This is a genomic window from Sphingobacterium micropteri, assembly GCF_014692515.1.
In the GTDB taxonomy this organism is placed as follows: Bacteria; Bacteroidota; Bacteroidia; order Sphingobacteriales; family Sphingobacteriaceae; genus Sphingobacterium; species Sphingobacterium micropteri.
The window spans coordinates 88,374-109,720 of sequence record NZ_JACOIK010000012.1 but is presented as its reverse complement, the minus strand read 5'-3'; the positions used below and the strand labels follow the sequence as shown (position 1 = coordinate 109,720).

The window sequence follows — 21,347 nt, the reverse complement described above, 5'->3', positions numbered from 1 at the left end:
TGGTTGTTCGTATTAAATTACCAGATTTTGATACGTTCCTCTTTTGGTTTATACATTTTATCACCTTCTTTTGTGTCAAATGCTTCGTGGAAAGCATCTAAGTTGACAATAGGGGCAAAAGCACGGTATTGCGCTGGAGAGTGCGGATCTGTTTTTACTTGGTTTACTACAAATTCATCTGTCGTCTTTGTTCTCCATATCGTCGCCCACGATAAAAAGAAACGCTGTTCTGGTGTAAAGCCATCAATTAATCCCGGATCACCTTTGTCTTTCAAGTACATTTTTAAGGCATCGAACGCGACCGAAGAACCACCGAGATCGCCAATGTTTTCACCCAATGTAAAGCGACCATTGACAAAAACACCTGGTACAGGTTCGTATGCTTCAAATTGAGCCACCAATGCATCGGCAGCCGCATCAAACTTTTCCTTATCTTCGGGTGTCCACCAATTATTTAGATTTCCGTCACCATCATATTGCGAACCGGAATCATCGAATCCATGCGACAATTCGTGTCCGATAACCGCACCGATACCACCGAAGTTTACCGCAGCATCCGCACGATAATCGTAGAACGGTGATTGCAGAATGGCAGCGGGGAAAACAATCTCATTGAACAATGGGCTATAATAGGCATTTACCGTTTGTGGCGTCATACCCCACTCGGTTTTATCGACAGGTTTACCTTGTTTAGCAAGATTATCTTCAAAAGACCAACGATTAAGCGCATGAACATTCTCAAAGAGTGAAGTTCCTACCTCCAGCTTCGAATAGTCTTTCCATTTGTCCGGATACCCGATTTTAACATTAAATTTAGCTAGTTTTTCTAGCGCTTTCTCTTTGGTTGCGGCCGACATCCAATCCAAATTATTGATATGTACTTCAAAAGACTTGATAAGGTATTGCACTAACTCTTCACAAGCAGCTTTTGCTTCCGGTGGAAAATTTTCTTTTACATACAGTTTACCCAATAACTCGCCTGCCGAACCATTCACAAAATCCAGCCCTCTTTTCTCCATATCGCGTTGTTCTTTTTGCCCTTTTAATTGACGCCCGTAAAACGCAAACGCTAACTCGTCAAGCTCGGCAGACAGGTAGTTCGTCGCGTCGTTCATAACATTGAATTTCAGATATTCTTTAATCTGTGGTAGTTTTTCCGGTGTAATAATTTTATCGAGATGCTTATAGTAGTTGATTTCGCTAATAATAACCGTATCAGCCGTAAAACCAATTTCTTTGATGTATTTCGCTATATCGATATTTTTAACCATTTTTCCAAGGTCTGTTACGGCAACTGGATTATACCTCTTTTGTGCGTCACGCGACTCCTCAATGGTTTTAAGATAAGAGGCGATTTCCTTCTCAAATGCTACAATCTTAGGTCCTTTAAGGTCTTTGGTTCGTTGGTCTATTTTACTATATAGTGTAGAGGCAAATGTAGCATATTGTCCTAACGTTTCCGTGTTTTTGTCGTCCACTTTCTGGTAGTATGAACGACCAAGCCCTAAGCTTCCACCACCCAAATAAACCGCATTAACATCGCTGTTTTTCATGTGCGCATATACGTATCCTCCGAAGAATGGATTACCACCTTCCGGCCCTACTTCCACTAGATAATCGTAGAGATCATCCAGTGTTTCGATGGCATCAATTTTTGTGAGATAAGGTTTAATCGGATCGAAACCTAATTGATTACGGTTTTCTATATCGACATAAGATTGATACAGATCCGCAATTTTTTGTCCGTCTGTACCCTGCTCAAACGTTTCCTTTAATGATTCTTTTAATATCTTTAATACAGCCTCGTCAGTGTTCTCCCGAAGTTCATCAAAAGAACCCCAACGTGCCTTATCAGCTGGAATCTCTGCCGTTTTCATCCAGTTGCCATTGACATAATGGTAGAAATCATCTTGCGGACGGACAGTGGTATCCATGTGCGATAAATCAATCGCTTGATGTGGTTCTTGTGTGCCGGCACATCCGGCTGTCATCACCACAACAGTGGCTAATCCAAGAAGTTTTTTCATTATACGTTGTGTTTTAATTTGGAAACATTATGCCTGAGCTGTTTCCCATTTTGTTATTTAGTTTTCTATGCAAACATAATAAATCTTAAGAAAATGGAACGTAACGATTGTAGGAAGAACTGGATTTTCCGTATCTTGCTCTCATGATATGGGTAGTGGATGACCAAGAGATAGACGTTCTTTTCAGTGCAAAAGAAGAAGTGGAGATATGTCGATGGAATGAATACAAAAAGATCATACAAGTGCCGATAAGTATGCAAAAAGCGGAAGCTATCTGGACTATACGTAACTTTTTGCAAACACGGATTTCAGACTCCACACGCTGGGTGGAGGAGCGATTGGAAGTGTTTGATAAACATTGGCCAATGAAGGTATCGTCTAATAAACAGACACCCTATATAAAAGAGGGCATCATCCATTGCTATATTATGGGTAGGCAGATGTCGGCTACCGGAAAGATAAGAATCAAAGAAGAGCTGCTACAGCAATTCGTCTTACGTGAAGTAGGTCACTGGGAAGAAACGCTTAATTTATTGATTCCCTATATTACCTTCCGAAAGAACAAAAATAAACCCTATGTCGTGCAGCGACAGAAAGGAAGTATTTGTGTTGATAAAGAACTTTACAAGCTGTCATTAGAAGCTATTACATACTGTTTGTTTAATGCGGTAGCAGATTATGGGCTTCTAGAAATAAATCGTAGAAGACAATTAATCGAAAAGCATTTTCCGAGGTGGGAAGCCTTGGAGAAAGTTATCCGCTATGGATATGCATCCTATGAAAGCCCTTAATAATAAGTAAATAATGAAATAAACAAAAAAATCGATGAAAGAAATATGCTCGAAATTAAATAACCTACATATAGGTATCGTAGGGTGCGGATGGCTTGGTATCAGAATGGCAAGGAAATGGCAGATAAAGAACGATCTATATACGACAACAACCTCACCGGACAAAATAGGGGCATTAACTTCACAAGGATTAAATCCAACGCTTATAGATTTCAATACAGATAATTCCACGGTTGACATTTTAGCTTGGGAGGTCGTTTCATCTTTAGATGTTTTGATTATAACTTTCCCTATTTCTTCTCGTAAAGATAAGGATCGTAATAACATTAAAAGACGAATTCACAATTTGTCTAAGTTTATAGGTAATTTCGATGGCCAACTATTTTTTATGGATTCTACAAGTGTTTATCCAGATGAACAAAAAGAATTTATAGAGGACGATATTTCTATTGAAAACGTCGTAGCTGAGTATCTATTAAGGGCTGCATACCCGGAGGTCAATATCTTAAGATTGGGTGGACTTATGGGAGACGATAGGCAACTTCACAAATATAACGTGTCCAATCTGGATGCTCCTGTTAATCACGTTCATTTCGAAGATATTATTGCTATAATCGAGAAAATGATTGAAAATAGATCCCGATCTAAAATATATAACATTGTGGCTCCCGTACATCCAACAAAGCGAGAAGTGATTTGTGAACAGACGGGGCGGCCGTACAAAGAGAATAAAAGGGAAATAGGCAGATTAATTTCCTCAAAGAGGTTGATGGAGGAACTGGATTATCAGTTCATATATCCCGATCCGCGGTATTTTATTCTTTCATGACCAATGTGAGCAAAAAAAAGCTTTCTGCCAGTGCTTTTACGCCGTGCATCAGATTTTCCTGTAACGCTATCATTTGTCCTTTTTCTATTTGTACACTTTGGTGTTCCGTACTGAATTCAATTTTTCCAGCTAACACTTGTACACTTATTGTTCCATTTGCTTTATGTGGTTTTAGTTCCGCATTTTCATGCAACCCAATTAGGACAATAGTCATAGTCTCCGATTTAAAAATAGTAATTGAATTCCGTTCGCTATCGACCCAAGTTGTTTCATTTTTTATTTGATCAATGAATGCTAGCAAATCCATTTCTACAAGAGGAGCGTTTAAAATACGTTCACCCTCGGGGCGTTGTGGTGTCGCATCATTTGATTTATTGTTTTCGTTCAAATTCTCTTTTTCCATTTCTAAAAGTCTTTATACACGATAATATTTCCGTAATAAGGTTTGCCAATATATTATTTAACGATTCAGGAATGGATAATGTTTGCCAACATTAGACAAATGGGAAAAAATATTACCTTTGCTATATGCTTGTAAAAACTGCGGAATTTATCACTAGTAATACCGATGTTCGGAAGTTGCCGGAACCATCGCTACCAGAATATGCTTTTATAGGTCGCTCAAATGTAGGTAAATCATCGTTGATCAATGCGATGGTCAATAAAAAAGATTTGGCAAAGACATCTCAAAAGCCAGGTAAAACGCAACTTATTAATCATTTTATGATCAATAAGAACTGGTATCTGGTCGATCTTCCCGGTTACGGATTTGCACAAACATCCAAAAAAAACCGGGCAGAATGGGAACGTTTTATTCGGAGATATCTAACGCAACGTGAAAATCTGCAATGTATTTTTGTGCTCATTGATAGTCGACTCGAGCCGCAAAAGATCGACTTGGAATTCTGTCGATGGCTAGGAGAACAGGGACTACCGTTTTTATTGATCTTTACGAAAGCAGACAAACAATCCAAGGTAAAATCCGATCAACATATCGCAAAATTCAGAAAGGCACTCTTAACTTGGTTTGAAGAGATACCGCCTCTTTTTCTAACGTCGGCAGAGAAAAAAGAAGGGGTAGATGAAATTTTGGCGACGATAGATGATATTAATAAAAATTTTATTCCGCCTATTGTGGAACAGCAGTAACCATGAAAAAGTATATGTCTCTCGTGCTGTTTGCACACAGCATTTTCGCATTGCCTTTTGCTATTATCGGATTCTTCTTAGCTATAAAAACCACAGAACATACCTTTGATTGGAAAAAACTTCTGCTGATGTTGGTATGCATGGTAGCCGCTCGAAATGCGGCCATGGCATTTAATCGATTTTTAGATAGGGATATTGACGCTAAAAATCCCCGAACGGCGATGCGTGATATTCCCGCCGGAAAGATTTCAGCCAATAGTGCATTGACGTTTACCATCATTAATTGTTTCTTATTTGTGGCAGCTACTTATTTCATCAATACACTATGTTTCTATCTATCACCTATAGCGTTGTTCGTGGTATTGTTTTATAGCTATACCAAGCGGTTCACCCCCCTATGTCATATCGTATTGGGTATTGGGTTGGGGTTGTCGCCTATAGGAGCCTATTTGGTTGTAACCAACCATTTCGATATCGTACCGATATTTTATGGTATAGCGGTCATGTGTTGGTCCGGTGGATTTGACATTATTTACGCTCTCCAAGACGAAGAATTTGATAAAGCAAATGGTTTGCGTTCTATCCCCGCATATTTTGGAGCAAAAAAAGCATTACGCATTTCAGAACTGTTGCACGTTCTCTCTTTTGTATTTGTATTATTACCGGCGTTTTATATGCCAGTAGGGTTATTCTACTACTTGGGTATCGCTTTTTACGGACTTTTATTGATATATCAGCACCGTATCGTAAGCCCTACTAATCTAAGCCGAGTCAATCGCGCATTTATGACGACTAATGGTGTAGCTTCTGTCGTATTTGCTGCATGTTATTTATTGGATATTATTTTTTAGGGTAGGCGACTATACGCCATACGCGTCACAAGCATCTGGTAACGAACAATGAATTATTACTATCTTTGAACAAGAATAAAGATATGTCACAGATAACGATAGTTGATTTAGCAGAAAAATTAGGGCTGTCCAAATCTACCGTATCCCGGGCTTTTCGGGATAGTAGCGATATTAGTCCGAAAACAAAAGAACGTATTCTAGCGAAAGCAGAAGAACTAGGTTTTTCTCCTAACTTATATGCGAGTAGTTTACGGGGAAACCGTAGCCAGACGATTGCCATTATCATTCCCGAATTCGGAAACAAATTCTTTAGCCAGGCAATAAAAGGGATTGAATTGGTTGCCCGTTCTAAAAAATACCATACGTTGATATACGTAACGGATAGTAGTGTACGGAATGAAGCCTCTATCGTGCGTTCATTAGTTAACGGTCGTGTAGATGGCGTATTAATTTCTGCTTCCGGAGAAGGCAAAGATCATAGCCATTTACAAACACTGGAAGACCACGGTATACCTACGGTATTCTTCGATAGGAGTTACGACGACTTTCAAGGGCATTTCGTTACGGGTAATGACTTTGAATCCAGCCGGCTTGCTACGCAACATCTTATTGATAGCGGATGTAAAAATATCGCCTATTTGGTAATTGACCAGAAAGTATCTATCGGTAAGATTCGAATGGATGGTTATAGAAAAGCGTTGGAAGATAATGGTATACCATTTCAAGAGAAATTGATACTAGACACCGAAAACGACGAAACAAAAAATAAGGTCGCTATTCAAGAGCTCCTTCAGCAGCATAAACCTGATGGAATTTTTGCTTCGGTGGAAAGATTGGCGATATCTACAATCCGGGTAGCCCAGGAAGAGGGAGTACGTATTCCTGAAGATCTGAAATTGATATGTTTTTCCTGCTTAGACATCGCAGATTTATTGAATCCTTCACTCAGTGTTGTAAAGCAACCCGCTTTTGCCATGGGAAAAGAAGCGGCCAATTTTCTTTTTCAGGCATTAGATAAGCCTACTGAACGTGACCAACAATATACTACCTTGCTGCAATCCAGCCTTATTTTTCAAGATTCCAGCCGGAAAATTTGAGTTACCGTAAAAAAAATCATTTTTTACTTTGTATTATTCCCGAAACATTTTACCTTTGATATGTTTCGGGAACATTCCCGAAATGCTGACAATTATAGAGGGATCACAAGAGTAAAAGTTTTTATAGTACGCTTTGTTCTTCCATAATTAATTAAATGGAATTTTTTCGGGAACATTCCCGTAGTTTTTTGCTAACCGTTTTGAGAATGAAAACGTACAAAAGTTTAGGATATCTGTTAATTACGCTGTGCTGGATCGTTGCCTGTAAAAAGGATGTGAAACCAGATATAGACACTATCGAGGAAGAAACAGCGCAGGGGCTCGTATCATTATCCAACAATTTTCTTTATTGGGATGAAACCACCACACTTACGTTTGATCTCGCAAAAGGGAACAAAGAGCTTGCTAACCATTCGGGCGATCTATTTCTCCATGCAGGCTTACTACTGATAAGCAGCACATCGGAAAAAGAATGGAGAGAAGTTGTCACCGCATGGGATGAGAATCTAGATAGCTATAAATTAAAACGGGAAGCGGAAGGTAAATATAGCATTGCTATCCATCCCGCGAGCTTTTTTAAACGTACCCAAGCAAACGATGTAACACATATTGCCCTTTTAGTGCGGAATGCGGATGGAAGCAAAGTGGCGCGCAATGCGGATGGATCGGATATGTATTGGTCTATTTCATCGAAGCAAAAACCCGATATAACTTTTAAAGCGCCTGCGGTTCAACCCACTTTTGTTCCGCAATCGGAAAAACAATCATTCGCAAAGGGTGAAGAGCTTCCGATTCGATTACAAGCTTCCCAGTCGGGTACAATTACACTTTCTCTAAATGGACAGGAAATTGCGACTGGCCAAGGGAATGAGCTTCAACACAAATTGCAGCTGAATGGTACGGGGCAGCAGCATATACAGGCGCGTATCGAAGCCAATGGACAACGCACGATTAAGGAGCTTACTGTGTTTGTGGAAAGTGATGCGGAAGTTGCTGATCTACCCGAAGGGATAAACAAAAATGGAGTCACAATTAATCGCGATAAACAAGAAATCTCATTCGCGCTTACCGCGCCGGATAAGTCTTCTGTATTCCTATTAGGTAATTTCAACGATTTTCAAGCGACGCAAAATTATGCGATGAAACGCACAGCAGACGGGAATACTTGGTGGATTACAGTAAAGAGTTTGGACTTTCAGAAGAATTATACATATCAATTCCTAATAGATGGACAGCTGAAGATTGCTGATCCTTATGCAAGATTGGTGTTAGATCCGAATCATGACGGGGAAGTGGCGTCCAATCCGTATTTACCAAGCTATCCCCAGGGTGCAACACAAGGCATCGTTTCGGTATTGTCGCTAAACAATACAGCGTATACTTGGCAAGCCACAATGTTCAATCGTCCCGACGTATTCGATTTGGTGATTTATGAATTGCATGTAAGGGATTTTCTGGATCAACGCAATTACAAAACATTACGAGATTCTATTTCTTATCTGAAGCGATTGGGCGTGAATGCCGTTGAGCTTATGCCTATACAGGAATTTGAGGCAAACTCCAGCTGGGGTTATAATCCTTCTTTTCATTTTGCGTTGGATAAATATTACGGTACCACAAATGAGTTGAAAGCATTTATCGATGAATGCCATCAAGAGGGGATTGCCGTAATACTGGATATGGTATTAAACCATGCATTCGGACAATCACCCATGGTACGTTTGTATCAACAATCGGGTTCACTAACAACTAATCCTTGGTTCAATATTACACCTACACACCCGTACAATGTAGGATACGACTTGAATCATGAAAGCCCGTTTACGCAGCAATTTACCAAAGATGTGATTGCGTTTTGGATGGACGAATTTAACGTAGATGGTTTCCGTTTTGATCTCTCCAAAGGTTTTACACAGAGAAATTCAGGTACGGATGAAAGCGACGGAGCCGTACAGCAATGGTCAGCTTATGATGCAAGCCGTATCGCGATATGGAAAAACTACCATAATTTTATCCGTGAACGGGACCAAAACTTCTATGTCATTTTAGAGCATTTTGCGGAAGATCGGGAAGAAAGGGAATTGGCAAGTGAAGGCATGTTCTTGTGGAATAACCTAAATCATGCATTCAATGAAGCCACTATGGGTTATAATAATAACTCCGATATGGGACGTCTTTTTGCGGACGCGCATGGTTTCGAGCAACCCCGATTTGTGTCGTATATGGAATCGCATGATGAGGAACGTTTGATGTACAAAAATCTGCAATATGGCAATACAAATAGCAATTATTCAACGAAAGAGCTGACGACGGCATTGGAACGTATGAAACAGGCAGCGGCATTTCTGTTTTGCGCGCCAGGTCCGAAAATGATTTGGCAATTTGGAGAATTAGGGTATGATATCTCGATTGATGAAAACGGCAGGACAGGAGAAAAGCCCGTAAAATGGGATTATTTGAAAGATGCGAAACGCTATAGTCTCTTTGCACACTATGCAAAGCTGATCGATTGGAAACGTCAGAATACTATTTTTAGAAATGGAACGGTGAACCATCATGTAAATGGAGCCGTGAAATATTATGTATTGAAAGAAGCTGGACAGGAGGTACTTGTTATCGGAAACTTTGATGTGGTTACACATAACTTCACTGTTCTAGCAGATTTACAGAAAAACTGGCACGATAACCTGGCAGGGGTGTCACGTGATTGGCGTTCGAAAAGTTCGATCACATTGACCGCAGGACAATATTACATATTAAGCATAAATAAACTGAACAATAAATAATAACAAACTAATCACATGATGAACAAATTCACATTACGCAGGGTAATGACCATGAGTTTTCTGATGTTACTTAGTACACTGACATTCGCACAAACGGCACGCCTACAAGGCCGAGTTTTGGATAACGAAGGGAACAGTGTAGTAGGAGCGACGGTCCAATTCATTGGTCAACAAAGTGCTACGTCTACAGGTCCAAATGGAGCGTATTCCTTTAGCAATGTTTCGCCGGGATCCTACAAGGTGGGCGTATACATGATTGGATACGATCAAGCGGAGCAAACCATAAGTTTGGCAGTAGGGGATAACACCCTAGATTTCACACTAACATCTTTTGCCAGTAGCCTAGATGAGGTCGTGGTCATCGGTTATGGTACACAGAAAAAAGGAGATTTAACCGGCTCATTGACAACGGTATCGTCTAAAGATTTTCAAAAAGGCCTGATTAGTTCACCAGAGCAGCTAATAGCGGGTAAGGTAGCCGGTGTACAGATTACCACGAGTGGTGGACAACCTGGCGGTGGAGCCACCATCCGGGTTCGCGCAGGAGCATCCTTAAATGCTAGTAACGATCCGTTGATCGTTGTCGATGGTGTTCCTTTATCGACGGGAGAAATTTCGGGTGTTGGAAATCCATTGAGTCTAATTAATCCAAATGATATTGAAACATTTACCGTATTAAAGGATGCGAATGCAACGGCTATTTACGGTTCACGGGCATCGAATGGGGTTATCTTGATTACAACGAAAAAGGGTACCAGCGGTAAACCGTCTTTCAACTTTAGTTCGCAAAATTCGCTGGCGAAGGTCGCTAACAAAGTAGATTTACTGTCTGCCGATCAAATCCGTGAATATGTTAATACGGAGGGCAACGATGCCCAGCGTGCGTCATTGGGAGATGCGAATACAGACTGGCAGGACGAAATTTACCGAGAAGCATTTGCTTCGGATAATAATCTCAGCGTAGCAGGAGCTATCCAACCCAATCTTCCTTATCGGGTATCATTAGGTTATCTGAGTCAACAGGGGATCTTAAAGCGCGATCTTTTAGAACGAACAACAGCTGGTATCAACTTCGCTCCTAAGCTTTTTGACAATAGTTTACAAATTGATATTAATTTGAAAGGGTCTATTTCAAATTCTCAATTTGCTAACCAAGATGCTATCGGAGCAGCGATACAGTTTGATCCAACAAAACCAGTATATACCGAGAACCGTTTTGGCAATTATTACGAATGGACACAATATAACAATAATACACAACAGGACGATCCAAATCCGAATGCTCCGCGTAACCCGGTAGCACTTATTGATCTAAAAGATGACAACGGAAAGGTTGCCAGAAGCTTTGGTAACATCCAGTTTGACTATGCTTTACCTTTCTTGCCTGAGCTTCATGCCAATCTAAATCTAGGCTATGACGTGTCCAGAGGACAGGGAAGTACGTCTATCCCAGCATATGCTGCGTCCAATATCAACACTTTAGGAGAGATTACCAGATATAAAAAGGAAATTACGAATACGGTTGGCGAATTTTACTTAAACTACACCAAGGATCTGACTGATATTCAGAGTAATATTAACGCTACCGCGGGTTATGGTTATTACGATAACAGGTCTAAGGAATATAATTTTGATCGTACGAGTGCAGACGGTACGGTGCTTAGTACGCCAACCTTCCCATTTGATATACCGCATAATCGGCTTATCTCTTATTATGGTCGTTTAATATACACCTATGCCGATAAATATATTTTCTCAGGAACGGTGCGTACAGATGGTTCTTCTCGTTTTAGTGAAGAAAACCGCTGGGGCGTTTTTCCTTCTGTTGGTGCCACTTGGCGTATTAAAGAAGAGAGCTTCTTGAAAGATAATAATACCATTTCCGATCTAAAATTACGTTTAAGCTATGGTGTCACTGGTCAGCAGGATGGTATTGCAAACTATTCGTACCTTCCTAATTATGTGCGTAGTATGAACGAGTCCTTATATCAGTTTGGGAACACGTTTTATAATATGTATACGCCGGTAGCCTACGATAAGAATATTCGATGGGAAAGTACCGCTACGTACAACGGTGGAATAGATTATGGCATTCTGAATGGTCGGCTTTCGGGTAGTGTGGACGTTTATTTCAAGAAAACCAAAGATTTGTTAAGCACAATACCGATTCCGGTGGGTACAAACTTCAGTAATCTGCTATTGACGAATGTAGGGAATATGGAAAACAAGGGAGTCGAGTTTAGTCTGAATGGAGCCGCCATACGTAAAGATGATCTTAATCTGGATTTAGGATTTAACTTTACGTATAACCATAGTAAAGTAACCAACCTAACCGCCGTGGACGATCCGAATTATCTTGTCGAACAAGGCGGGATATCAGGGAGTACAGGTAACAACATACAAGCTCATGTGGTGAACCACGTGCCCTACAGCTATCGAGTATACAGACAGGTATATGCGGAAGATGGCAGTCCGCTTGAAGGGATCTATGAAGACTTGAACGGTGATGGTATTATCAATGATAATGACCGCTATTTCTATAAATCGCCACTTCCAACCTATTTGTTGGGTTTTACGGCACAATTAAACTATAAGAAGTGGACATTGAATACCGTTTTACGTTCCAATATTGGAAATTATGTTTACGATAACGTGTCATCCAATTTTGCTAGCCGTTACAATGTACTCGATCCAAATGGGCCAATTAATAACGCCCCTACTAGTTTTTTAGGAGCTCAATTTGAGCAAAAACAATACAACAGCGATTACTACATTCATAATGCGTCATTTCTAAAAATGGATAACCTCTCTTTAAGTTATGCTGCGGGGAGTATTTTTCGGAATGGGGGTGGTAGACTGACCATCTCAGCAAACATGCAAAATGTGTTTACAGTGAGTAAATACAAAGGGGTAGATCCCGAAATAGATGGCGGTATTGACAACCGTTTTTATCCGAGACCGAGAACCTATGTATTAGGTGTAAACTTAGATTTTTAACCGTTAACTGAAGAAAATGAAACGTACTATATTTTTAGCAATAAATGCCGTCTTGATGCTGACAAGTTGTAGTCAGAATCTGGATTTGGCGCCGACAAACGATATCACGGCAGATGTCGCCTATAGCTCGCCCGAGGGTTACAAAAATGCCTTAGCAAAAGTGTACGGCAGTTTTGCCCTCACCAGCGGAACGGGACCGGGAGACAGTGATCTGGGCGGAATCGATGCGGGAACATCAGACTTCCTACGTCTTTACTGGAATGCGCAAGAACTCACAACCGACGAAGGCATCTGTGCTTGGTTAGGAGATCCGGGTGTAGCTGATCTCAATTATCAGACGTGGAACTCCAGTAATGTCATGCTTAGAGGGTTATATACACGGAGCATTTACCATATAACCGTTATCAACGAATTTTTACGTGAAAGTACGGATGAAAGGTTAACTGCAAGAGGTATTACAGGCAATGATGCAACGATGATCGCCCAGTATCGTGCAGAAGCGAGATTCTTGCGTGCCTACCAGTATTGGGTATTGATGGATCTATATGGCAATCCTCCATTTATAACAGAAGAAAACGAAATAGGTGTTACACCGCCTAGTCAGATCACTCGGACGGAACTTTTTACCTATGTAGAGACGGAACTTCTTGCTATTGATGAGCTATTGGCGGCACCACGACAAAATGAATATGCGCGCGTAGACCAGGCAGCAGCTTGGGCATTACTAGCCCGTCTGTATCTCAATGCCGAAGTGTACCTTGGACAAGGTAACGGTAAGTATACGGAAGCTGTAACTTACGCTTCTAAAGTCATTGATGCTGGTTATAGTCTAATGCAACAGTACCAACATCTTTTCTTGGCTGACAACGATCAGAATAATCCGGAATTGATCCTTCCGATTGCATACGATGGTATACAAACCCAAAATAATGGGGGGACGACCTTCATTATCAACTCATCCGTGCACGGCTCGATGACGCCAGCAGATTTTGGTATCCCGGGTGGCGGATGGGGAGGTAATCGTAGTCGGAGTACCTTGCCAGGGGTGTTTGAAGATCCAAGCGGAAATACAGATAAACGAGCAATGTTTTTTGGAAGCAACCCGAATATTGAAGATCCTGCCGTATTTACGGAGGGATTGGCCGTCACTAAATTTAGCAATAAAACATCTACAAATCAAAATGGAAAATCTATCAACGGTACTTTTGTTTCAACCGATTTCCCATTATTCCGTTTGGCAGAACAATACCTTATCTACGCTGAAGCGGTTCTGCGTGGAGGATCCGGCGGCAACAATACACAGGCCTTGGCCTACCTTAACCTCCTTAGAGCACGTGCCTATGGTAACTCTTCCGGAAACCTGAATACTATTTCTTTAGATATTGTATTGGAAGAGCGGAGTAAAGAACTGTACTGGGAAGCCTTCCGCCGGACAGATTTGATCCGTTATGGAAGGTATACGGGGGGAAGTTACCTATGGCCGTTTAAAGGTGGACAAGCAACCGGAAGAGCAGTAGAATCCTTCCGCACACTTTTCCCCATTCCTGCGGCTGATCTAATCGCAAATCCGAATCTAGAACAAAATACCGGGTATTAATACAGTACATATTCAAATCAGGAAATAATGAAAACGTTTAATATAATTGCATGTCTTGCTTTACTTCTTAGCCTAATAGGCGTGTCGTGTAGCAAAGATGAAACCAAACTGGTGGCAGTACCAGGAGAGGGTGGTTCGTTGCAGGCTTCGGGATCTTCGGTGGTACTTACCAAAGAGAATGCGGATCAGGAAGCATTAGCGATACAATGGGAATCTGCTGATTTCGGGTTTAAAGCCGCTATTATCAATACCCTGCAAATAGGATTGAAAGGACAGAATTTTGAAGGGGCTAAAGAGATCGCTTTTTCAGCTGGCGATGATAGTTATAGCTTTAATACCCTTGAATTAAACGCACTGTTGCTCGCTATGGAATTACCTGTGGATGTAGTTACAGATCTGGAATTACGGTTAAAATCTACTATCTCGACGTCGTTTACGCCACTTTATTCTAATACGTTGCCGTTGGCGGTTACGCCCTATGCAGCCATCAGCTACCTCTATGTGCCGGGTGCTTACCAAAAGGCTATTCCGCCGGGAGCCGACTGGGCTGTCGAAACCGCCGAAAGTCTGATCTCGCCGACTAGTAACGGTATCTACACGGGTATTATCTATTTCCCGGAAGCAGATTCCGAATTTAAAATAACACCTGCACGCAGCTGGGATGCCTCGTATGGAGACGATGGGGCAGGAAGAATATCACTAAGCGCCGGAGGCAATATTAAAGCACCGAGAACCGGAAACTTAGAACTTACGGTAAATACCAATGAGAATACCATCACGTATAAAGACCATAGTTGGGGAATTGTTGGTGATGCGGCTGTTAGTTGGGATAACGATACCGATATGCGTTATGAAAACAGTACACAGCTGTGGAAGATAACCGTAGAGCTGAAGGCCGGCGAGATGAAATTCCGGAAAAACCACGATTGGGGTACGAACTACGGTGGTGCAAACGGTACGTTAAATAATGATAATATTGTTATAACAGAAGCCGGCATGTATGATGTCGTATTCGATTTGGTGAACATGAAATACAGTCTTACTAAAAAATAAATATGTCCATATTCATGAACTTGAAGAAAGTTTTAATCAGTGCCTGTTTTATCGTATGGATTGCCTTTGTACAAGGGCAATCCATACAACGGGCAGAACCGCTACACTGGTGGGTAGGTATGCATAATCCGGAACTGCAGATCGTATTATACGGTTCGGATATCGGTGATTGTGAAGTCAAATTGCCGAAGGCGGGCATGCAGTTAAAAAAGGTTCACCAGGTAGAAAATACGAATTACCTTTTCCTGGATGTCGAAATTCTAAATAATGCGCAAGCGGGAACCTATCCTATAGAGTTATACAAAAATGGGAAGAAAGCATTAACGTGTGAATATATATTGAAGAACCGTGACAAAGACTTGGTTAAAGCACAAGGTGTAAACGCTGCGGATCTTATTTATTTGATTATGCCCGATCGGTTTGCCAACGGCGATCCTAGTAATGATTCGGTAAAGGGTCTGCGCGAAACTGCTGTAAACCGGGACTCCATGTATTACCGACACGGTGGTGATCTTCAGGGAATTATCAACAACTTGGATTACCTCGAGGATTTAGGTGTTACAGCCCTTTGGATGACGCCTGTCTTGACCAACGATATGCCACAAGCTTCATACCACGGTTATGCCAACACCGAGAACTACGAAATAGATCCGCGTTTTGGAACAGTCGATACCTACCGTGAACTGGGAAAAGAACTCCATAAACGCAACATGAAACTGGTTCACGACGTGGTGCCTAATCATGTGGGGCTTTATCACTGGACGGTTATCGATCGTCCATCTTCTGATTGGTTACATGAGTGGGATACATTTACACAAACAACCTATAAAGACCAGACCATGTTTGACCCCTATGGAACGAAGGCGGATAAAGATCTGATGGAAAAAGGGTGGTTTGTGGAGACCATGCCGGATTTGAACCACCAAAATGAAAAGATGCAGAAATACATCACACAAAGCCATATCTGGTGGATTGAAGAAGCAGGCGTAGACGGTTTTCGTATCGATACATATCCCTACAATGATCTGGCTTTCATGGGGCAATGGACAGATGCCATTCGTGCGGAATTTCCCAATTTCTCCTTTTTTGGGGAAACATGGGTACACTCCGTTCCTAACCAAGCATACTTCTTAGGTGGTCAAAAAGTAGGGCAGGATGTTGATACAAAGCTAGAGGGGGTAACGGACTTCCAATTAACTTATGCGATAGGAGATGCCCTTAATTTTGAAAAAGATGGTGCAAACAAATTGTATAGTACGTTAAGTGGAGATTATCTGTATCCGAATCCTTTGGCGAATGTGATTTTCCTTGATAATCATGATAAAGACCGTTTCTTTTCAACGGTGGGAGAAGACATCGAAAAGTATAAAAGTGCCTTTAGCTGGTTATTAACTTACCGCGGTATACCGCAAATGTACTATGGTGCAGAGATATTGATGAAAAACTTCAGCAGGCCAGATGGTTTGGTTCGGGATGATTTTAAGGGTGGTTTCCCCGGAGACAAAGTAAATAAATTCATTGCCAAAGGTCGTACAGAAGCTGAAAACGATATGTTTAATCACGTGCGTACATTGGCGCAATACAGAAAACAGACTGCAGCTTTGCAGGATGGCAAATTATTACATTACGCACCGCAAAATGATGTGTATGTATATTTCCGTTATAACGATAACGAAAAAGTAATGGTCGTTATGAATTGTAGTGCTGAACAGCAGGAGGTAACATTGGCCCGTTTTGACGAAGGTATAGGACAATCAGGCCAGATGAAAAATATTTTAACAGGTGAATCGCTGGATTTACCAAAAAGTATTATCGTGAAAGGAAAACAGACGTTGGTATTTGAATTAAAATAATAAATGAACGCAAGAAAGATAATAGACGAAGCAACTGCTGTCATATTTGATCTGGACGGGGTGTTGGTGAATACCGCTATATTTCATTATCAAGCCTGGAGGCGGTTGGCAAAACAGTTTAACTTCGATTTCACGGAAGTCGAAAATGAACAGTTAAAAGGTGTAAGTCGGGTTGATTCACTAAATCTGATCTTAAAATGGGCAAACAAGGAAGTGCCTATCGAAGAAAAAGAACAGTTGGCGACGTTGAAAAACACTTGGTATCTGGAATTAGTGGAAAACATGCGGAATGGAGATGTGCTTCCCGGCACGATAGACTTATTGACCTATTTAAAAACGACGGATAAAAAGATCGCACTGGGTTCAGCGAGTAAAAATGCGGTTCGAATTTTAGAGAAAACTGGTATCCTGCACTATTTCGATGCTATTATCGACGGGAATGCTGTTCGCCATTCGAAACCCGATCCGGAAGTCTTTTTGAAAGCGGCAGCAGAAGTTGGTGTAGCACCTGCTACATCTGTAGTGCTGGAAGATGCCCAGGCAGGAATCGAAGCTGCAAGGGCTGCTAATATGCAGGTGATAGCCGTAGACAAGTCTCATGTATTGACGAACTACAATGCGCGTGTCAACGATTTGTCGGAAATATTAATAAGTGAATAGCAACGAAAAACATGAAGAATTACATCATACACGATCCTTGGCATATCATAGAAGATCAATTTAGAGCAGAGCACAATGAATTTTCGGAAAGCATTTTTTCTATTGGCAATGGACGGATGGGACAGCGCGCAAATTTTGAGGAAACATATTCCGGAAAAACGATGCAAGGCTCGTATCTGGCAGGTGTCTATTATCCCGATAAAACAAGAGTAGGTTGGTGGAAGAACGGTTATCCCGAGTATTTTGCCAAAGTAATCAATGCTGTGCAGTGGGTTGGGTTAGACATTCAAATAGACGGTGCCGTATTGGATTTGGCACAATGTGAAATCATGAGCTTCGAACGCCGTCTGGATATGAAAGCCGGTGTGCTTTATCGTACGTTTACGGCAAAGATGCCAAATGGTAGGGAAGTGGAAGTGATGGCAAAACGGATGTATCATCTGTTTCAGTCGGATACGGCATCACTGCAATATACGCTGCGTGTCTTAAATTCGGATGCAGAAGTGTCTGTATGTTCCTATTTAAATGGCGATGTCGTTAATCGAGATAGTAATTATGATGAACGTTTTTGGATACCCATTGCGGAAGACATTCAAAATGACCTCGTATTAGTAACGGAAACTAAAAAAACGCAGTTTCGTGTAGAAGCGCGTTTGCGAAATGTATTCTATATCGGGGGAGCAGCACAAGCGTCGGGTATAAAGAGAAAAGAGCAATGCTATGTAGGCGAGGAGCTGCATACACATTTGAAAGTGGGTGAGTCTGTCCGCATAGAGAAGTATGTTGCGATGCTCAGCTCACTCAATCATCCTTTGGATAAACTAACGGAAGCCGCAAAAAACAGTCTGGAAAAAATCACTTCCAAAAGCTACAGCGAATTAATGCAATTACAAACAGATGCTTGGTCCCATATCTGGGAGGAAAGTGATATACAGATTGAAGGAGATGTTGCTGCACAGCAGGCTATCCGATTTAATATTTTCCAACTGAACCAAACCTACACAGGTGAGGACGCTAGGTTAAATATCGGGCCGAAAGGTTTTACCGGAGAGAAATATGGTGGGGTAACTTACTGGGATACCGAAGCATACTGTTTACCTTTTTATCTAGCGACACAAGAACCCAAGGTAGCCCGTAATCTGTTGCTTTACCGTTATCAGCATTTGGAAAAAGCTATCGAAAATGCGGCCAAATTGGGGTTTAGTGATGGAGCGGCTTTATATCCGATGGTCACTATCAACGGAGAAGAATGCCACAATGAATGGGAAATTACGTTTGAAGAAATCCATCGGAACGGTGCTATTGCCTTTGCTATTTACAACTATGTCCGTTATACTGACGACAGCGAATATCTTACTACCCACGGTTTGGAAGTGTTGATCGGAATCAGCCGTTTTTGGGCACAACGCGTCAATTGGAGCGAACAGAAACAGCAATATGTGATGTTGGGTGTAACCGGACCGAATGAATACGAGAATAATGTAAACAACAACTGGTATACGAACAAAATTGCCGTATGGTGTCTACGTTATGCATTAGAAATCATTTCGCAGGAACAAGCACACCAGGAGGATCGTTTATACAATTTGTTGTCGAGACTGGATTTTAAAGCCGAAGAAAGTGCAAAATGGCAACATATTATAGATAATATGTACCTTCCGGAAGATAGCGACCGTGGTGTATTTCTACAGCAAGACGGTTTTTTGGATAAGGAATTGATCCCGGTAGCGGAGCTTCCTGCAGAGACACGTCCTTTGAATCAACATTGGAGTTGGGACAGGATATTACGCTCCTGTTATATTAAACAGGCCGATGTGTTGCAAGGCATCTATTTCTTTGAGGATGAGTTTGATGAAGACATCATTCGCCGTAACTATGACTTCTACGAGCCATTAACGGTTCACGAAAGTTCCCTTTCGCCTTGTGTACATGCCATAATTGCAGCCAAATTAGGGAAGGAGGAAAAGGCATACGAGTTCTATCTCCGCACCTCCCGGCTTGATTTAGATGATTATAACAACGATACGGAAGACGGACTACACATCACGTCGATGGCGGGTACCTGGCTGGCTATTGTAGAGGGATTTGCCGGTATGCGCGTACGTGATGGAAAATTGCATTTTCAAACTTTTATCCCTAAAAATTGGGAAAGCTATGCTTTTCACGTGCAGTATAGAGGAACGAAGTTACATATCAACGTGAGCCAGGATGATTTCGAAGTTAAAAACCTGTCAAATACTGAAATTAGTATTATATTTAACGGTGAACAACTGGTGATAGAACCTGAGTGGAAATCTTAAAACCTTTTCATGAACAATATACGCGTTAAACCCACCTTGACTGTAGCTCAGATTGTCAATATGAGCATGGGATTTTTGGGAATCCAGATGGGATTTGCTTTGCAGAATGGTAATGCTTCCCGTATTCTACAAACGTTTGGTGCAGATGTGGAGCATTTGTCCTTGTTTTGGCTCGCAGCTCCCATTACAGGGATGCTGGTGCAGCCCATAATTGGTCACTATAGTGATCGCACCTGGACAAAGATGGGGCGTCGGCGCCCTTTCTTTCTCGTGGGCGCTATATTGACAGCAATCGCGTTAATCTTTATGCCTAATATCGCACTGTTCACAGCGCTACTCCCGCCATTGTTGATTGGCGCCGGTATGTTGATGCTGATGGACGCGTCTATTAATGTCACCATGGAGCCATTCCGGGCACTCATAGGTGATAACCTGGCCAGTTCCCAACGAAGTCTGGGATTTTCCGTGCAGACCGTTTTGATAGGTGTGGGAGCTGTAGTGGGTTCTTGGTTACCTTATGTGTTTGCAGAATACTTACATATCCCTGCGGATGGGGGAGACGGCGTCGTTCCTCAAAATGTGATTTATTCCTTTTACTTTGGTGCGTTCGTTTTGATCGTTACCATTCTGTGGACTGTTTTCACCACAAAAGAATATTCGCCGAAAGAACTGGAGTCTTTTGTAGGGGAGGAAGAGGCGGAAGCGGAAACGCAATCTTCATCCAGCCATAATTTGGGCGCAATCTTTCAAGATTTCAAGCGGATGCCCTTAACCATGAAAAAGCTTGGATGGGTACAGTTTTTTTCCTGGTTTGCACTTTTCATGATGTGGGTATACATGACACCGGCTATTGCGGAACATGTATTTTATAAAATGGATGGAGAACGCAATCGTCTGTATGCGGAAGCCGGCAATTGGGTGGGTGTACTTTTTGGTGTATACAATGGTATATCGGCCATATACGCTATTTTCTTACCCCGGCTTGCGAACCGATTTGGACGAACAAAAGTACATGCGTTCGGATTAGTCATCGGTGGTATCTCCTTGATTTCGATACTCTTTATTTCTTCGCCGAATATCTTGTTATTAACAATGTTAGGGGTGGGTATAGCTTGGGGAAGCATTCTCTCTATGCCTTACGCCATTTTGAGTGATAGTCTGCCCGCCCGTAAGATGGGCGTATATATGGGGATCTTTAATTTCTTTATCACCTTTCCACAAATTGTATGTGGCTTTTTCGGAGGTATGATTATTAAATATTTTTTTGGTAGCCAGCCCATATACGGGATTATGCTAGGCGGGGTGTTTATGCTGTTGGGCGCTATTTCCGTATGGCGGATTAAAGAATAAAAAACGG

General features: G+C 41.6%; 15 protein-coding genes. 13 read left to right on the top strand and 2 right to left on the bottom strand.

The features are described 5' to 3' along the window. Positions 1–17 precede the first annotated feature (17 nt). Positions 18–2,027 (bottom strand): M13 family metallopeptidase, encoded by a 2,010-nt coding sequence (locus H8B06_RS16710; RefSeq protein WP_190995350.1) that lies wholly within the window; start codon positions 2,025–2,027, stop codon positions 18–20. A gap of 143 nt (positions 2,028–2,170) precedes the next feature. Here H8B06_RS16710 and H8B06_RS16705 point away from each other — a divergent pair, with 143 nt between their 5' ends. Together H8B06_RS16705 and H8B06_RS16700 are read left to right on the top strand one after the other, a co-directional pair. Beyond that, the gene (locus H8B06_RS16705; protein WP_190995349.1) at positions 2,171–2,818 is read left to right on the top strand and encodes a hypothetical protein; all 648 of its coding nucleotides are present in this window, start codon (positions 2,171–2,173) and stop codon (positions 2,816–2,818) included. Positions 2,819–2,852: 34 nt separating this feature from the next. Beyond that, the gene (locus H8B06_RS16700; protein ID WP_190995348.1) at positions 2,853–3,647 is read left to right on the top strand and encodes a Rossmann-fold NAD(P)-binding domain-containing protein; all 795 of its coding nucleotides are present in this window, start codon (positions 2,853–2,855) and stop codon (positions 3,645–3,647) included. On the opposite strand, the gene H8B06_RS16695 is transcribed toward H8B06_RS16700, so the two are convergent. Then, on the bottom strand, positions 3,634–4,050 hold the full coding sequence (locus H8B06_RS16695; RefSeq protein ID WP_190995347.1) for a cupin domain-containing protein: 417 nt from the start codon (positions 4,048–4,050) through the stop codon (positions 3,634–3,636). The genes H8B06_RS16700 and H8B06_RS16695 overlap by 14 nt on opposite strands. Before the next feature lie 125 nt (positions 4,051–4,175). Between H8B06_RS16695 and yihA the strand changes: the two genes are divergently transcribed. The 11 genes from yihA to H8B06_RS16640 all read left to right on the top strand — a co-directional run bounded on the left by yihA (position 4,176) and on the right by H8B06_RS16640 (position 21,340). Continuing rightward, entirely contained in the window at positions 4,176–4,796 is a 621-nt protein-coding gene (yihA, locus tag H8B06_RS16690; protein WP_190995346.1) for a ribosome biogenesis GTP-binding protein YihA/YsxC, read from the top strand. A gap of 2 nt (positions 4,797–4,798) precedes the next feature. Beyond that, a complete protein-coding gene (locus H8B06_RS16685; protein ID WP_190995345.1) occupies positions 4,799–5,647 on the top strand; it encodes a 4-hydroxybenzoate octaprenyltransferase in 849 nt (282 codons plus the stop codon). An 83-nt stretch (positions 5,648–5,730) separates the two neighbouring features. Further along, positions 5,731–6,744, top strand: coding sequence for a LacI family DNA-binding transcriptional regulator (locus H8B06_RS16680; protein WP_130140133.1), 1,014 nt, complete (start codon positions 5,731–5,733; stop codon positions 6,742–6,744). A 206-nt stretch (positions 6,745–6,950) separates the two neighbouring features. Beyond that, the gene (locus H8B06_RS16675) at positions 6,951–9,530 is read left to right on the top strand and encodes an alpha-amylase family glycosyl hydrolase (protein ID WP_190995344.1); all 2,580 of its coding nucleotides are present in this window, start codon (positions 6,951–6,953) and stop codon (positions 9,528–9,530) included. A gap of 15 nt (positions 9,531–9,545) precedes the next feature. Continuing rightward, positions 9,546–12,527, top strand: coding sequence for a SusC/RagA family TonB-linked outer membrane protein (locus tag H8B06_RS16670; RefSeq protein ID WP_223857726.1), 2,982 nt, complete (start codon positions 9,546–9,548; stop codon positions 12,525–12,527). Between the two features lie 16 nt (positions 12,528–12,543). Continuing rightward, positions 12,544–14,124 carry a RagB/SusD family nutrient uptake outer membrane protein gene (locus tag H8B06_RS16665; protein ID WP_190995343.1) on the top strand — a complete coding sequence of 527 codons (1,581 nt, stop codon included), beginning with the start codon at positions 12,544–12,546 and terminating at the stop codon, positions 14,122–14,124. 27 nt (positions 14,125–14,151) lie between these two features. Beyond that, positions 14,152–15,177 (top strand): SusE domain-containing protein, encoded by a 1,026-nt coding sequence (locus H8B06_RS16660; RefSeq protein WP_190995342.1) that lies wholly within the window; start codon positions 14,152–14,154, stop codon positions 15,175–15,177. Between the two features lie 14 nt (positions 15,178–15,191). Beyond that, on the top strand, positions 15,192–17,030 hold the full coding sequence (locus H8B06_RS16655; protein ID WP_190995341.1) for a glycoside hydrolase family 13 protein: 1,839 nt from the start codon (positions 15,192–15,194) through the stop codon (positions 17,028–17,030). Between the two features lie 3 nt (positions 17,031–17,033). Further along, positions 17,034–17,690: a beta-phosphoglucomutase gene (gene pgmB / locus H8B06_RS16650; protein WP_190995340.1), complete on the top strand. Its 657-nt coding sequence runs from the start codon at positions 17,034–17,036 to the stop codon at positions 17,688–17,690. A gap of 11 nt (positions 17,691–17,701) precedes the next feature. Beyond that, complete coding sequence (locus H8B06_RS16645; RefSeq protein WP_190995339.1) at positions 17,702–19,990, top strand: glycoside hydrolase family 65 protein; 2,289 nt, start codon at positions 17,702–17,704, stop codon at positions 19,988–19,990. A 9-nt stretch (positions 19,991–19,999) separates the two neighbouring features. After that, positions 20,000–21,340, top strand: a complete 1,341-nt coding sequence (locus H8B06_RS16640) for an MFS transporter (protein ID WP_190995338.1) — start codon at positions 20,000–20,002, stop codon at positions 21,338–21,340. Positions 21,341–21,347: the final 7 nt, after the last annotated feature.

Coding starts and splice junctions, on each gene's coding strand:
- H8B06_RS16695 (WP_190995347.1), bottom strand. CDS start 4,050: ATGGAAAAAGAGAATTTGAACGAAAACAATAAATCAAATGATGCGACA.
- H8B06_RS16665 (WP_190995343.1), top strand. CDS start 12,544: ATGAAACGTACTATATTTTTAGCAATAAATGCCGTCTTGATGCTGACA.
- H8B06_RS16640 (WP_190995338.1), top strand. CDS start 20,000: ATGAACAATATACGCGTTAAACCCACCTTGACTGTAGCTCAGATTGTC.
- pgmB (WP_190995340.1), top strand. CDS start 17,034: ATGAACGCAAGAAAGATAATAGACGAAGCAACTGCTGTCATATTTGAT.
- H8B06_RS16705 (WP_190995349.1), top strand. CDS start 2,171: ATGATATGGGTAGTGGATGACCAAGAGATAGACGTTCTTTTCAGTGCA.
- H8B06_RS16700 (WP_190995348.1), top strand. CDS start 2,853: ATGAAAGAAATATGCTCGAAATTAAATAACCTACATATAGGTATCGTA.
- yihA (WP_190995346.1), top strand. CDS start 4,176: ATGCTTGTAAAAACTGCGGAATTTATCACTAGTAATACCGATGTTCGG.
- H8B06_RS16655 (WP_190995341.1), top strand. CDS start 15,192: ATGAACTTGAAGAAAGTTTTAATCAGTGCCTGTTTTATCGTATGGATT.
- H8B06_RS16675 (WP_190995344.1), top strand. CDS start 6,951: ATGAAAACGTACAAAAGTTTAGGATATCTGTTAATTACGCTGTGCTGG.
- H8B06_RS16670 (WP_223857726.1), top strand. CDS start 9,546: ATGATGAACAAATTCACATTACGCAGGGTAATGACCATGAGTTTTCTG.
- H8B06_RS16680 (WP_130140133.1), top strand. CDS start 5,731: ATGTCACAGATAACGATAGTTGATTTAGCAGAAAAATTAGGGCTGTCC.
- H8B06_RS16645 (WP_190995339.1), top strand. CDS start 17,702: ATGAAGAATTACATCATACACGATCCTTGGCATATCATAGAAGATCAA.
- H8B06_RS16660 (WP_190995342.1), top strand. CDS start 14,152: ATGAAAACGTTTAATATAATTGCATGTCTTGCTTTACTTCTTAGCCTA.
- H8B06_RS16710 (WP_190995350.1), bottom strand. CDS start 2,027: ATGAAAAAACTTCTTGGATTAGCCACTGTTGTGGTGATGACAGCCGGA.
- H8B06_RS16685 (WP_190995345.1), top strand. CDS start 4,799: ATGAAAAAGTATATGTCTCTCGTGCTGTTTGCACACAGCATTTTCGCA.